Consider the following 14,070-nt stretch of genomic DNA (forward strand, 5'->3'; position numbering starts at 1 on the left):
CGGTCGGCTTCCTCAACGTCATCGACAACTGGATCGACCAGGTGGGCGTGGTTCCCGCCTGGCGGGGCCGGCGGGTCGGGGCCCACCTGGTGGCGATCGCGCTGCGGTCGCTGGCCGCCGACGGCGCCCGGGAGGCGTGGCTCTGCGTCAACGACGACAACCCGGCCGCCGCCCTCTATCGACGGCTCGGCTTCCACGACGCCGGACGGCGCGCCCGCTACCTGCACCGCCGCGCCTGACCGCCACCACCGGCCCCGGCCGGGGCGCTTCCTCCTGCGAAACCGCGCCGGCGTAGCTCCCGCGACCTCGCCAGGCCGGCGTCGCCCCTGGCGATTCAGCGAACCCATGCCCGGGCGAGCCCCGGTCGATCCTTGGCGGATCGACCGGGGCTCGTCGGGTGCGGTCGGATCAGGCGAGGTCGAACCGGTCGAGTTCCATGACCTTGGTCCAGGCCGCGACGAAGTCCGCCACGAACTTGTCGCGCGCGTCCTCGCTGGCGTAGACCTCCGCGAGGGCCCGCAGCTGGGAGTTGGAGCCGAAGATGAGGTCGACCACGGTCGCGGTCCACTTCACCTCGTCGGTGGCCAGATCCCGGATCTCGTACACGTGCTCGTCGGAGCCCGACGCCTTCCACCGCGTGCCCGGAGAGAGCAGGTTGGTGAAGAAGTCGTTGGTGAGCACACCGGGCCGGTCGGTGAGGACGCCGTGCGCCGTACCGCCGTGGTTGGCCCCGAGGGTGCGCAGGCCGCCGATGAGGACGGTCATCTCGGGCGCGGTCAGGTCGAGCATGTACGCACGGTCGAGGAGCAGCACCTCCGGCTGGGTCTTCTCCCCGGCACGCAGGTAGTTGCGGAACCCGTCGGCGCGCGGTTCGAGGACCCGGAAGGACTCGACGTCCGTCTGCTCCGCGGTGGCGTCGGTGCGCCCTGGGCGGAACGGCACGGTCACCTCGACGCCGGCGTCCCGCGCCGCCTTCTCGACGGCGGCCGAGCCGGCGAGCACGATCAGGTCGGCGAGCGAGATCTTCGCGCCGCCGGCCTCGTTGAACTCGCGCTGGATGCCCTCGAGGGCGCTCAGTACCGTCGCGAGCTGCTCGGGCTGGTTGACCTCCCAGCCGCGCTGCGGCTCGAGACGGATCCGCGCGCCGTTGGCGCCGCCGCGCTTGTCCGTGGAGCGGAAGCTGGCGGCCGAGGCCCAGGCGGTGGAGACGAGCTGGGCGGTCGTGAGGCCGGACTCCAGGACCTTCGCCTTGAGGGCGGCGACGTCGGCGTCACCCACCAGTTCGTGGTCGACGGCCGGCACCGGGTCCTGCCACAGCTGGGTCTCCGGGACCCACGGGCCGAGGAAGCGGCTGACCGGGCCCATGTCGCGGTGCAGCAGCTTGTACCAGGCCTTGGCGAACGCCAGCGCGAACTCGTCCGGGTTCTCCAGGAAGCGGCGCGAGATCTTCTCGTACGCCGGGTCGACGCGCAGCGACAGGTCGGTCGTGAGCATCGTCGGCTTGTGCTTCTTCGACGGGTCGTGGGCGTCCGGGATGATCGCCTCGGCGTCCTTGGCGACCCACTGCTTGGCGCCACCGGGGCTCGTGGTGAGCTCCCACTCGTAGCCGAAGAGGATCTCGAAGAAGCGGTTGCTCCACTGCGTCGGCAGGTCGGTCCACGTCACCTCGAGGCCGCTGGTGATCGTGTCCGCGCCCTTGCCGCTGCCGTTGGTGCTCAGCCAGCCCAGGCCCTGCGCCTCCAGCGGGGCGCCCTCCGGCTCGGCACCCACGTGGTCGTCGGCGACGCCGGCGCCGTGGGTCTTGCCGAAGGTGTGGCCGCCGGCGATGAGGGCGACGGTCTCCTCGTCGTTCATCGCCATCCGGGCGAAGGTCTCGCGGATGAAGTGCGCCGCGGCGGCCGGGTCCGCGTTACCGCGCGGGCCCTCCGGGTTGACGTAGATGAGACCCATCTCGGTCGCCCCGACGCCGGTCGACATCTCCTTCTCGGAGACGTAGCGCTCGTCGCCGAGCCAGGCGTCCTCCGGACCCCAGAAGATCTCCTCGGGCTCCCACACGTCCTCGCGACCGAAGCCGAAGCCGAAGGTCTTGAAGCCCATCGACTCCAGGGCGACGTTGCCGGCGAGCACGAGCAGGTCGGCCCAGGAGATCTTCTGGCCGTACTTCTGCTTGACCGGCCAGAGCAGCCGGCGGGCCTTGTCCAGGTTGGCGTTGTCCGGCCAGCTGTTGAGCGGGGCGAACCGCTGGCCGCCGTCGCCGGCGCCGCCGCGACCGTCGTGGATGCGGTAGGTGCCCGCGGCGTGCCAGCTCATCCGGATCATCAGGCCGCCGTAGTGACCGAAGTCGGCCGGCCACCAGTCCTGCGAGGTGGTGAGCACCTCGACGATGTCCTGCTTGAGGGCCTCGACGTCGAGCTTGGCGAACTCCCTGGCGTAGCTGAAGTTCTCTCCCAGCGGGTTGCCCTTGGCCGACTGGGCGTGCAGCACCGAGAGGTCGAGCTGGTTGGGCCACCAGTCCCGGTTGGTACGCGGACGCCCGCCGGTCTTCGGGGTCGGCGAGTCGATCGCCGGGTTCTCGCTCTCGCTGCCGTGCGCGGTCACCGAGTCGTGCGCGACCGGGCAGCCTGCGGCTGCCTTCTGGTCCACACCCTGGGCGCTCGCAGGCGTGTTTTCATGGGTGTCGCTCATCTGTTTCCTTCCGACTGGCCGATCACTGGGAGGTAGGTTCGGTCGCACAGTCGGGGCAGATGCCCCAGTAGACGACCTCCGCCTCGTCGACCGCGAAGCCTTGGTCGTCGGAGGCGGTGAGACAGGGGGCGTGGCCGACAGCGCAGTCGACGTCGGCGATCACGCCGCAGGAACGACACACGACGTGGTGGTGGTTGTCCCCCACCCGGGACTCGTACCGGGCGACCGCGCCGGCGGGCTGGATCCGCCGTACCAGACCGGCGTCGGTGAGCGCCCGCAGCACGTCGTACACCGTCTGGTGGGAGACCGTGGGCTGCTCCGCACGGACCAGGGCGATCACCGTGTCGGTGTCGACGTGCGGGTGGTCGCGCAGCGCCGCGAGCACCGCCAACCGGGGCCGAGTCACGCGCAACGAGACCGCCCGCAGCTGAGCCTCGAAGTCGGACGTCATGCGGCAAACATAGCCCACTCTTCTGGAATCAATCAAGTTTTGCCCGGGCTCGGCTCAGACTCTCCGGCGCCGGTCCGGACGCCCGGATCACGGCTGACCGGGGTGCCTCGGGCAGCTGCGGCCTCACCGGGCCACTCCAACCTCTCACAACCGCGCGCGACGCGCTCGCCAAGCGGTCGACCTCGGCGACGTCGGCGTACGGCGAACTCGAACCGGACACACCTCGCCAGCCGGTGAGGAACCGGCCAACGTGACGCAGAGGCACCTTGGCCGCAAGGACGCATGGACCGACGCTCCGATACGGTGAGCCGATGCAGCGGCTCACCGAGGAGACGGTCCTGGCGGTCGGCAGGCTGACGTTGGCCGCAGCCGAACTTGAATATGTCCTCGCGCGGATTGCCGCCGATCAGGCAGGCGACGATCCTGCCACTCTCTTCGCCGCACCCGGGGCGTCCCTGCTGGCCGCACGCGGCTCGGTCCGGTTCGCTTCCGCGGACCACCACAACGAGTTCAGCAGGTTGCTCGACTCCGCAGAACTGTATCTGACGCAGAGCCAGCGAGCCGTTCGAGCTATGTGGTCGGAGCGCAGCCGGGTGGACGCGGTGACCATCGACGAGATCACTGGCCTTCTGCTGCGCTGCCGGGACCGGCTCCAGGCACTCGTCGACGAAGCGGTTCGCATGCCCATCGCATAGTTGCCACTTGAACCCGGCAGTCAGGCATCCGAACAGTTAGCCGGACCGGTCAGCTTCCGTCCACAGCGGACAGGCGCGCCGTTGCTACCGTCGGCGGGATGCACCGCTACGGCTCGGACGCGTTCCGCCCGCTGTCCCGCTCGTTCCGGGCGATGTTCGCCGCCGACGGCCGCACCCTGCTGCTCCACAACGGATACGCGCCCGCCCCCGGCACACTCCTGCAGGCCATGGACACCGACACGGGCGCGATCGTGGCCGGTGACGCGGTCCTCGATTTCGTGCCGGTCGGCGACCTCGTCGTGGCCACGCCCGCCGACGACCCGTCGACGCTCGGCATGTACCGGATCCGCGACCTGGCTCGGGTGCGTACCGTGCCCGTCGGTGTGCCCGCCGTCGAAGACGACCGGCTAGCCGCCGCCGGCGACACGGTGGCGATGCCGTGCCGCAGGTCCGCCAAGCTCGTCGTGCTCGACACCGGCACCTGGCAGGCTCGGCACGTCGACGTTGCGGGAACACCGTTGTGCGCGGCGGTCTCCGACGACGGCGCCATCGTCGTCGTCGGCACCGCCCAGGGCCGGACCGGCAGGGTGCTGGTCGCCGACGCCGTGACCGGCACCGTCCGGTACGCCCTGAGCGGCCCGCGCGCGGCGGTGGGGTCGGTGGCGGTACGCGGCGATCTCGTGGTCGCGGCCGCCGGCAACCGGCTCCTCGCCTGGCCCCTGCCGCCCGCGGCCGCGTCGGCGACCGGCACCCGGCGTTCGACGGCCGTGCCGAAGGCGATCGTGCTCCACACCTTCGAGAAGCACCGGGCCACGGTTCTCGGCGTCACACCCGGCGGGCTCGTTCTCGCCCACGACGGCCATCTGGTCGCCGCCGTCGCCCCGGCGACGGGACAGGTGGTGTGGTCGGAGAAGATGAGCTGGGCGTCGCGGGTCGCCCTCGCCGGCGACCGGCTGATCTGGGCCGGGTACACGGAGGTCGAGGACCGGGACCCGGAAGCCGGTACGGTCCGCCGGACCTGGCCCGTACGGGGGCCGGTGCTCGTCCACGCGGTCACGCCGCGACTCGTGGCGTTCGGCTGGGACGCGCGGGTCGGGCTGCTCCGCGCACACGGCGACGCCCCCCGGCCGCCGGCCGGCCACGAGAGCCCGGTGCGGGACGTCTCCTTCGACGGCGACCGGTTCGCCACGGTCGCCGGTGACCGCTGGGCGTACGTGTGGTCACGCGGTCGGGCCGACCCGGCCGCCGTCATCGACGGCGCCCGCCACGACCGGCCGGGTGAGGCGGTCCACCTCGCCGGCGACGACCTCTACACCGGCTTCGGCGGCTGCGTCCAACGGTGGTCGCTGGACGATCCGGCGACGACCGCGGCGCAGAGCGCCCCGTTACGGTACGACGTGACGCTGATCCGACGGCTTCCCGGCAGCGGCAGCGACCTGGTGCTGGCGGCGGTACGCGCGGCCCAGCGGGGCTCCGGCGCGCTGTGCCTGCTCGACGCCACCACCCTGTCCGTCGTGGAGCGGTCGGCGCTGGAGTGGACCGTCCACGCCGCCGACCCGCTCGACGAGCACCGCCTGCTGCTGCGCGGCGACCTCGGCGCCGTCGAGTACGACACCGTCGCGCACCGTCTCGGCGGGTGGAGGACGTACAGCGGCCGGCCGTACGCCCGCAGCCACCACCTCTACCCGCGCCGGTCGATGCTGGTCGAGATGTGTTCGTACCCGGACAGGCGTGACCCGTCGTGCCGGCACTGGCTCGCCGTGACCGACCTGTCCGACGGCACCGTCCGGCACGACCGCGTCGAGACGCCGGAGTTCACCGGGTACGGCGACCTGTCCGCCGAGGGTGTGTTCGCGGCCCCGCACCTCGACGCGATCCGCCTGTGGGACCTCGACGCCGGCAAGACGGTCCACGAACTGCCGACCCCACCACTGGTCCACCGGGTGTGGTGGTTTCCCGACGGCCGGTCCCTGCTCGCCGGCTCCGACAACGGCGCGCTGCACGAGGTGCCCGCGCCCGGCCGGTAGGCCCGCCGGCGGCGGCTCGGGGGCCGGGGTGGTGTCAGGCGGGCACCGTCCCGGCGAGGTACGCCTTGATCTGGTCGATCTCCAGCGCGTTGAAGACCTCCGGCTGGTCGGCGGCCTGGTTGGAGTTGATGATCCGCTTGAACAGGTTGTAGTGCGCCATCGACCGCAGCCCGATGACACGGTTCGGGGTGACCAGGTAGCCGGTGCCGCCGGTGCTCCAGATGAGGTACATGAGTCCGTCCTTGGTGAGGATTTCAGGGGGAGTTCCGGGTGCCCCGGCGTACGGGGCTCCGGCGAGAACCGACTCGGGATCGACTCTCCCGCCGTTGGGGTGGACGACCTCGAGGTGCAGGTGCGGGCCCGTCGAACGGCCGGTCGAGCCGACGTTGCCGACGTGCTGGCCGGCGGCGACCTGGGTGCCCGTCCCGACCACGGGAGCCGCCCGCATGTGTCCGTAGACGCTCCGCCAGCCGTCGGCGTGGGTGATGGTGACGTTGTGGCCGAGTCCGCTGGCGTTGTAGCTGACGCCGCTCACGGTGCCGGCCGCGATCGAACGGATCGGGTAGCCGAGGATTCCGGAGAAGCTGTAGTCGGTGCCGTTGTGCTGCCTCGTCTCGCCGGTTATCGGGTCTCGGCGGGGCCCGAACGTCGAGGTGATCGGCACCCACCGGTCGAACGGTCGGTTCCATCTCGGGGTGGCGCCGTACGCCGCTTCCGCGAGCCAGGCCTCGGGGATGATGCCGGCGGCGAGCGCCGCGGTGACCAGGCCGAGCAGGTGTCGGCGGTCGAGGCCCGTTCCGTCTTCTTCCAACGGTGTTTCATCGGCTGATCGCATGCGGTCGGTCGCCCTCCGACGATCGAACGACGGCCTTCAATGGCCTTCAGGATCATGGATCGTAGGGCATCGGACTCCCCCGATGTCAAGAGTCCTCGGCGTGGCCGGCCGTCGCCCCCGCCGCTTCGGCGGGGGCGACGGCCGCACCGGTCAGGCGGTGAAACGGATGTGGTTACGCCGGGCCCGCACCACCGCGAGGATCCCGCCGGCCGCGATGAGTACGCCGGCACCGGCGAGCGCGACGGCCGGCGCACCGGTCACCGGCAGGCCACCGCCGCCACCGCCGTCGGCACCGAAGACGTCGGTGGCCTTGCCCAGCCGCAGGAACACCGTCTCACCGGTGGCGTCGTCGAGGCCGTCGTTGTCGGTCACCGCGTACACCTGGCCGTTGCCGGCGATCGCCATCCCCTCGACCTTGTCCTGCACCCAGCCGTTGTCGGCCCGCAGCAGCGGCAGCAGGTCGACGGCGGGCCGCTTGGTCACCGCCGGCATGTCGTCGCCGGCACCGAACCCGTCCGGCACGTCGAAGGCGTACACCTTCTTGACCGTCGCGGCAGGGCCGCGACGGTTGTCCCGCTCCACGACCGCGAACGTGTCGTCGTCGACGGCCACCAGCTCCGACAGGCCGACCCAGCCGCCGGCCGGCGCCGCGTCGAGCTGGTACGACAGCCACGCCCAGCTCCCGTCGGCCACCGAGTACCGGCCGATCCGCACGGTGCCGGCCGGGTCGCCCTTCAGTTCCCGTTGTACGGCGACCCAGACCTGCTCGGCGCCCTCGGCACCGGTCACCGCGACACCCTCCAGCCCGTTGCCGCCGACGGCGGCGGCGACGTCGGCGGGCAGCGGCACCTCGTCCCGCACCGCGCCGGCGTCGTCGAGGCGGACGAGCAGGTTCGGGGTGGCCGGGTCGTCGTCCGACGCCGGGGCACCCTCGACGGCGATCCAGTAGCCGCCGCCGGCCCGGGCCGCGACCCCTTCGGCGTCGTAGCCGACCGGGGCGCCGTCCCTGGTGACGGTCAGTTCCTTCTCGATCAAGGCCGGGGTCCGGGCGACGTCGATGGTCAGCAGCCGGGTCGGGGTGTAGACGTTGTCGTTGACGGCGACCAGCTTGTCGGGCTGGCCCGGCACGGCGCTGAGGCCGGACAGGGCACCCCAGGTGATCGGGGCCGCCTGCTGGCCGGGCTCGTACGCCGACCGGATCGAGGGGAACGCACCGGCCTGCCCGATCCGGTAGATCTGCACCGAGGCGCGGATACCGTCGTCGGGCAGGTCCTCCTCGCTGGACACGACGAGCAGCCCGCGCGACGCGACGGTGGTCACCCCCTCCGGACCGTTGGTGGTCGGCAGGATCTGCACGAACGCCGGTGCGGCCGGGTCGGTGACGTCGTACACGGCGACGAAGTTGCCCCGCTCCGAGGCGACGAACAGGTACGGCCGGCCGTCGAAGCGGCCGAAGGCGATCCCCTCGGGCTCGCTGCCCTTGGCGTCGGAGCGGCCCTCCGGGTAGAGGCCGTGCGCGGCGGCGAGCCGGTCGAACGAGTTGCCGGCGTCGTAGACGACCCGGCCGTCGGCGCCCCAGATCGTGAAGCCGCGCGAACCGCCCCGGTAGTCGCCCTCGTTGGCGGTGGCGAACATGGTGTCGCTGATCCAGGCGACCCCGTCGGGCTCGCGGGGCACGGTGACGGCGTCGTCGAAGACGATGCTGCCGTCCTCGACGGTGTCCACACCGGACAGCTCGACGGATCCGGCGGAGACGTCCCGCACGACCTCCTTGCCGGCCAGGTCGACGACCACCAGGTGGTTGTTCTCCTGGAGGGTGACGACGGCCTCGTCCCGCCCGTTGATCGACACGTACTCGGGTTCCGGGTCGCCGGGCGCGACCCCGGCGAGGCCGGTCAGCTCGACCTTCGACAGCTCCCACGCGTCGACGTCGTCGGACAGGTCGACGACCGTCAGCCACCCGGCCGGCAACTGCGGGATCTCGCCGTCGTTCAGGTCCTCGTCACGCTCGTTCTCGATGGCGATCGCGGCGTACCCGCCGCTCGGCGCCACCGCGACGGAGTCCGGCTGGCCGCCGAGGTCGATCTCCCGTACCACCTCGCGGGAGGCGAGGTCGAGCACGACCAGCACCCCGGACGGGTCGGTGAAACTCTCGCCGGTGTTCACCGCGACGAGGACGAACCCCTTGTGTACGCCGACCGAGGTCGGCTCGCCCGGCAGGTCGAATACGCCACCGGGCCGGGGGTTGGCCGGGTCGCTGATGTCCATGAAGCCGACCCGCCGGCCGGCGCTGTCGGTGGAGATGACGGTGTTGCCGTCGGCGCTCACGGCGCTGATCTCGGCGACGGCCTCGTCGTCGATCGAACTGTTGAGGTAGGCCGGCACGGTGGCGAGGCGCTGGAAGGCCGGGGCGTCGGTGGCGCGGGCGGCACCGAGCGGCGGCACCGCCTGGGCGGCCGGCGCCAGCGCGACCAGCGCCGGCAGCGCGACGAGCCCGAGGGCGGCGGCGGCAGCGGCCGCCCGGGTACGCCGGGCGGCCGATGTGGGGAGAGGCATCAATGCTCCGTCGAGGGTATGGGCAGTTCTGGCCTGCTCTGCCTACGCACGTTCGTTGACCTGCGGTGGACGGCGAGGCCAACATCCGGTGTCCGGCCACCCACGATTGCCGGACCCGTCCCCGGGCGACACTGGCCGCGCCCCGACCGCCACGGCAGGATCACCACATGCCCGAACTGGTCCTGCCCACCACCCGCCTGCACGCCGCCTTCCTACGGTGCCGCGCCGACTGGGGTCCCGGCGTCCACGAGGACGGCTTCGGCCTGGGCACGGACGACGATGTCGACTCACCCGCCGGCTTCGCCACCTGGGTGCACCGACGGGTCCGGCTGACCCACCCGGCCGGCGATCCCTGCCCCGACGAACCACACGGTTCGCCCCGCTGGATCGTCGAGGACGGCGAGGTACTCGGGGCCATCGCCCTGCGGCACAGGTTCGATGACGACACCGGGCACATCGGCTACGGCGTACGCCCGTCCGCACGCCGCCGTGGCCTGGCGACCTGGGCGCTGGGCGAGATGCTCGGCGAGGCCCACGCCCTGGGCATGGACGCCGTCCTCGTGGTCTGCCTCGCGGACAACGCGGGCTCGGCCCGCACGATCGAACGCAACGGCGGCGTACTGGAGGGCATCCGCGACACCGGGAACGTCCCGGTACGACGCTACCGGATCACCCTGGACGGGTGACGGCGACCGATCTCCCACCTGTCGCCGCCCCGCAAGAGGGCCCGACACGCATCCGAAAGGCGATCTGGAAAGACATGGCCAACACCCTCGCCATCATCCTCGCGGTGTCGTTCCTGTTCACCGGCCTGCCCAAGGCCACCGGGCAGCCGAGCGCCATCGAGCACGGCAAACACCTCGGCTTCTCCGCCCGGAACTACCGGGCGCTGGGAGTTCTGCAGATCCTCGGCGCGGCGGCCCTCGGCCTCGGCCTGATCTGGAAACCCATCGGCGTGGCCGCGGCGATCGGATTCACGCTCATGATGGCCGGAGCGGTCATCGTTCACCTCCGTGCCGGTGATCCCGCGGCCAGGATGTTGCCAGCGGCCGTCTTCGGCTTGGCCTCGATCGCGGTGGTCGTCCTCCACCTCCGCTGATCCGACGGCCGCTGGCGAGAATCGGCACCGGCGCCCCGAAGGTGCGCCATGCGGGCACACCGGCAGCGCCTGCCGTGCCGGCGTCACATGACGTTGGTGACGACCTGTCGGCTGTTGTCGGCGGGGTTCACATCGGGCTGGTCGGAGGAGACGACGGCCGTGGCCGTGAGGCTCGACCCGGCGGGTGCGTCGGTGGTGACGGTGATGAGCGTCGGACCGGCGAGGCTGCGGGGCCGGAGGCTGCCGCTGGTGCCGCAGGTCAGCACCCGTGGGGCTGCGGGCGTGGGGGCGTCGCAGGTCATGCCCCTGGTGGCGACGCGGACGAACGTGGTTCCCCCGGGCAGCCGTACGGTGGCTCTGGCGACCGCGGCTTCCGGCCCGAGGTTGATCAGGTGCAGCGCGTAGCCGAACTGTTGGCCGGGCGCGGTCCGGTCCGCCCCGTCGAAGCCGACCTGGAGGTCCGTGCCGGCGGTGTTCGCGGTCCCGTGCTCGCCAGCCGACGCCTGCGGCGGCTGCCCGACGGCAAGCAGCCCGGCCAGCAGCAGGGCACTGCCCACGACCGTCACCCGGCGGCCCGCACCCTCCCTCGACCTGCCCTGCCCACCGCACGCGCCGCGGCGGGGATCGTCACGCGTGACCCGATTCATCCTTGACCTCCAACAGTCACTTCCGTCCTTCGCGTTCGACGGTAAGGCTGTACCCGGGTACCGAATTCAAGCCCTTACCGCAAAGGCGCGTCCTCCCACTGGATTCAGGGGCGCCAAGCGCGGGCAACCGCTATCCAGGAATCGACGCTCACCACTACACTGTCGGCGGTGTTGGCGATCCAGGTACTCGGCCGCCTACGCGTGTGGCACGGTGATCGCGAAGTGGACACCGGCCCGCCCGCGCGCCGCCTCGTGCTCGGCGTCCTCGCACTCAACGCCGGACGGCTGACCACCCGGCGCGAGCTGATCGAATCGCTGTGGGGCGAGCGACCGCCGCCGAGCGCCGTCAACGTCCTGCACACCCACGCCAAGCACCTGCGCCGGCTGCTGGACCCGAAGCGCAGCCCACGCGGCCAGGACGGTGTGCTGGCGACCGTAGGCGACGGATACCTGCTGCGGCTACCCGAAGACGCCCTGGACCTGCGCCGCTTCCGCCGGTTGGCGTACGCCGCCCGGGCGGCCGAGAGCGACGGCGACACGGCCGGCGCGATGGCGCTGCTGCGCGAGGCGTTGCGGCTGTGGGAGGACGATCCGCTCTGCGACGTACCGGCGCTGGAGAGCCACCCGGAGGTCTCGGCCCTCAAGGCGGAGCGGCGCCGGGTCCAACTGTCCTACTGGCACCTGATGCTGCGCACCGGCAACGCCGCGGAGATCGTCGCCGCGCTGACACTGGAAGGTGCCGCCCAGCCGCTCGACGAGACGGTGCAGGCCACCCTGATCAGGGCTTACCAGGCCACCGGACAACGAACGCTCGCGTTCGAACGCTACGAGACGACCCGACGTACCCTCGCCGACGAGCTGGGCGTGGACCCGGGGCCGGACCTGTCCCGGGCCCACCGCGATCTGGTCGAGGAGACGGTGCCCCTCCCCGGGTCGAGAACCCCGCGTCAGCTTCCGGCACCGGTTCCCGACTTCGTCGGCCGGGCCGACGAACTCGTCCTGCTCGATGCCGCGTACGGCACCCGCAGCTGCGGAATCGTCATGGTCTGCGGCACGGCCGGGGTGGGAAAGACCGCGCTCGCCGTGCACTGGGGGCACCTCCACCGGGACCGTTTCCCCGACGGCCAGATCTACCTCGACCTGCGCGGCGACGACCCGGAACAGGCCACGCCGCCCCACGAGGCGCTGGGCCGCCTGCTCACCGCCGTCGCGGTACCCGACCAGGAGATCCCGGCCGACCCGCAGTCGCGCGCCGCCCGCTGGCGTACCGAGACCGACGGCCGCCGGCTGCTCGTCCTGCTGGACAACGCGGCCTCCGCCGAGCAGGTCGGCCCGCTACTGCCCGGCAACCACGACACCCTCGTGATGATCACCAGCCGGGACAGCCTGGCGGCGCTGGTCGCCCTGCACGGCGCCCGCCGCATCGCGCTCGACCTGCTCCCGCCGGCGGACGCCGTCGACCTGCTCGCCAGACTGGTGGGTCAGCGGGCAAGCACCGAACCGGACAGCGTCGACTCGCTGGCCGCCGTCTGCGCCCGGCTCCCCCTCGCCCTGCGCCTGGCCGCCGAGTACGCCGGCGCGCAGGCGCACCTGCCGCTGTCCGGAATCGTGTCGCAGTTGCACCGGGCCGGCCCCCTGGACCTGCTGGATCCGGGCGGCGGCACCGCGATCCGGCAGGTCTTCGGCTGCTCCTACCAGCGGCTGGACGCCGAGACGCAACGCCTGTTCCGCCTGCTGAGCCTGACCCCCGCCGCCGCCACCCTCGCCTGCGCCGCCGCGCTCGGCGACGTCGACGAGATCGCCGCGGCGCGGCTGCTGCACCGGCTGACCAGCGCGCACCTGCTGCGCTGCGACCCGCTCGGGCGATACGCGCCGCACGATCTGCTGCGCGCCTATGCCGGCGAGCTGAGCCTGGCGGTCGACGGCGGGGCCGAGCGGGCCGCCGCCGTCGACCGGCTGCTGGGGCACTACGTCGCGACCGCCATCGCCGCCAGCGACGTCCTGTATCCGGGGTGGAGCGCGAGCTGGCGGCACGCCGGGCTCGCCCTCAAACCCGACGGCGCACCGATGTCACCGGCCACGGCACTGTCGTGGCTGGACGCCGAACTGCCGTCGTTCGCCACGGTGTGCCAGATCGCCCTGCGCAACGGGCGGCCGGAACATGCCGTCCACCTCGCCGCGGCCCTCTACCGCTACCTCGAGGCGGGCCACGGCGTCGAAGCGGTGCCGATCCACGACCACGCCGTCCAGGCCGCCCGGGCGATGGGCGACGTCGTCGCCGAGGCGCACCTTCGCACCAACGCCGGAGTCGTCCAACGCCTGCTCGGCCGCTACCCCGCCGCGACCGCGCAACTCCGGCAGGCGCTGGCGCTGTACGGCCGTACCGACAACCGGCACGGCCGGGCCCGGGCACTGTCCAATCTCGGCATCATCGAGGAACGGCTCGGCGACTTCGCCTCCTCGATCGCCCGTCACGGCGAGGCCATCGCGCTCTACCAGGAGATCGACGATCTATTCGGGCAGGCGTCGGCCCTGACCAACCTCGGCAACCTCGAATCCTCCATCGGCCGGCACGGGCCGGCGGCACAACGGTTCCGGGCGGCTCACGACCTCTTCGCCACACTGGGCGAACGCGCCGGTCAGGCGATCGCGCTGACGAATCTCGGCGAGATCCACAACATGCTCGGCGAGGGTGCCGTCGCCGCCGGGCACCTGCGTGCGGCCCTGCGGCTCTTCCGGGAGATCGAACACCGCGACGGCGAAGCGACGGCGTTGAGCAACCTCGGCACCGCGTTGAGCCGGCAGGGCCGACACCGGGAATCGATCGCCCACTTCGAGGAGGCGTTGGAGATCTTCCGCGGGCTGCGGCACCGCTACGGCGAGGCGAGCGTCCTGAACGCGATGGGCGAGGCGTTGCACGCCATGCACCGCGACAACGAGGCCCGTGAGCGGCATCGGCTGGCGCTGGCCATCGCCACCGACACCGGCGACCACGACGAGCGGGACCGTGCCGCGCAGGCGCTTCAACGCATCGGGCAGGACCGGCTCGCACACTGACGCTCCCGGCGACCTGGT

11 protein-coding genes are annotated in these 14,070 nt (G+C 72.1%); 6 read left to right on the forward strand and 5 right to left on the reverse strand.

Features of this window, described 5'->3' with window-relative positions:
* A partial coding sequence (locus tag AB0M79_RS26525; protein ID WP_364218437.1) for a GNAT family N-acetyltransferase occupies positions 1-239 on the forward strand: 239 nt, incomplete at its 5' end.
* A 169-nt stretch (positions 240-408) separates the two neighbouring features.
* On the opposite strand, the gene katG is transcribed toward AB0M79_RS26525, so the two are convergent.
* Together katG and AB0M79_RS26535 are read right to left on the reverse strand one after the other, a co-directional pair.
* On the reverse strand, positions 409-2,685 hold the full coding sequence (katG, locus tag AB0M79_RS26530; protein WP_364218439.1) for a catalase/peroxidase HPI: 2,277 nt from the start codon (positions 2,683-2,685) through the stop codon (positions 409-411).
* A 22-nt stretch (positions 2,686-2,707) separates the two neighbouring features.
* Positions 2,708-3,136: a Fur family transcriptional regulator gene (locus AB0M79_RS26535; RefSeq protein ID WP_357542351.1), complete on the reverse strand. Its 429-nt coding sequence runs from the start codon at positions 3,134-3,136 to the stop codon at positions 2,708-2,710.
* 311 nt (positions 3,137-3,447) lie between these two features.
* Between AB0M79_RS26535 and AB0M79_RS26540 the strand changes: the two genes are divergently transcribed.
* Positions 3,448-3,831, forward strand: a complete 384-nt coding sequence (locus AB0M79_RS26540) for a hypothetical protein (protein ID WP_364218442.1) — start codon at positions 3,448-3,450, stop codon at positions 3,829-3,831.
* Positions 3,832-3,929: 98 nt separating this feature from the next.
* On the forward strand, positions 3,930-5,858 hold the full coding sequence (locus AB0M79_RS26545) for a hypothetical protein (RefSeq protein WP_364218444.1): 1,929 nt from the start codon (positions 3,930-3,932) through the stop codon (positions 5,856-5,858).
* A 34-nt stretch (positions 5,859-5,892) separates the two neighbouring features.
* Here AB0M79_RS26545 and AB0M79_RS26550 read toward each other — a convergent pair whose 3' ends face one another.
* Both AB0M79_RS26550 and AB0M79_RS26555 read right to left on the reverse strand, forming a co-directional pair.
* The gene (locus AB0M79_RS26550; protein WP_364218446.1) at positions 5,893-6,669 is read right to left on the reverse strand and encodes a M23 family metallopeptidase; all 777 of its coding nucleotides are present in this window, start codon (positions 6,667-6,669) and stop codon (positions 5,893-5,895) included.
* Between the two features lie 174 nt (positions 6,670-6,843).
* On the reverse strand, positions 6,844-9,249 hold the full coding sequence (locus AB0M79_RS26555; RefSeq protein WP_364218448.1) for an esterase-like activity of phytase family protein: 2,406 nt from the start codon (positions 9,247-9,249) through the stop codon (positions 6,844-6,846).
* 167 nt (positions 9,250-9,416) lie between these two features.
* On the opposite strand from AB0M79_RS26555, the gene AB0M79_RS26560 reads away from it, so the two are divergent.
* Entirely contained in the window at positions 9,417-9,935 is a 519-nt protein-coding gene (locus tag AB0M79_RS26560) for a GNAT family N-acetyltransferase (protein WP_364218450.1), read from the forward strand.
* The gene (locus AB0M79_RS26565; RefSeq protein WP_364218452.1) at positions 9,932-10,348 is read left to right on the forward strand and encodes a DoxX family protein; all 417 of its coding nucleotides are present in this window, start codon (positions 9,932-9,934) and stop codon (positions 10,346-10,348) included. The genes AB0M79_RS26560 and AB0M79_RS26565 overlap by 4 nt, the downstream gene beginning before the upstream one ends.
* Positions 10,349-10,431: 83 nt before the next feature.
* Here AB0M79_RS26565 and AB0M79_RS26570 read toward each other — a convergent pair whose 3' ends face one another.
* Positions 10,432-10,905, reverse strand: a complete 474-nt coding sequence (locus tag AB0M79_RS26570) for a hypothetical protein (RefSeq protein WP_364218454.1) — start codon at positions 10,903-10,905, stop codon at positions 10,432-10,434.
* 258 nt (positions 10,906-11,163) lie between these two features.
* Here AB0M79_RS26570 and AB0M79_RS26575 point away from each other — a divergent pair, with 258 nt between their 5' ends.
* The gene (locus tag AB0M79_RS26575; RefSeq protein ID WP_364218456.1) at positions 11,164-14,052 is read left to right on the forward strand and encodes a tetratricopeptide repeat protein; all 2,889 of its coding nucleotides are present in this window, start codon (positions 11,164-11,166) and stop codon (positions 14,050-14,052) included.
* Positions 14,053-14,070 lie beyond the last annotated feature (18 nt).

The sequence above is a fragment of the Polymorphospora sp. NPDC051019 genome, assembly GCF_040683055.1.
In the GTDB taxonomy this organism is placed as follows: Bacteria; Actinomycetota; Actinomycetes; order Mycobacteriales; family Micromonosporaceae; genus Polymorphospora; species Polymorphospora lycopeni.

Bases quoted from the DNA above. Each gene is read 5' to 3' on its own strand.
- katG (WP_364218439.1), bottom strand. From the start codon at position 2,685: ATGAGCGACACCCATGAAAACACGCCTGCGAGCGCCCAGGGTGTGGAC.
- AB0M79_RS26535 (WP_357542351.1), bottom strand. From the start codon at position 3,136: ATGACGTCCGACTTCGAGGCTCAGCTGCGGGCGGTCTCGTTGCGCGTG.
- AB0M79_RS26540 (WP_364218442.1), top strand. From the start codon at position 3,448: ATGCAGCGGCTCACCGAGGAGACGGTCCTGGCGGTCGGCAGGCTGACG.
- AB0M79_RS26545 (WP_364218444.1), top strand. From the start codon at position 3,930: ATGCACCGCTACGGCTCGGACGCGTTCCGCCCGCTGTCCCGCTCGTTC.
- AB0M79_RS26555 (WP_364218448.1), bottom strand. From the start codon at position 9,249: ATGCCTCTCCCCACATCGGCCGCCCGGCGTACCCGGGCGGCCGCTGCC.
- AB0M79_RS26560 (WP_364218450.1), top strand. From the start codon at position 9,417: ATGCCCGAACTGGTCCTGCCCACCACCCGCCTGCACGCCGCCTTCCTA.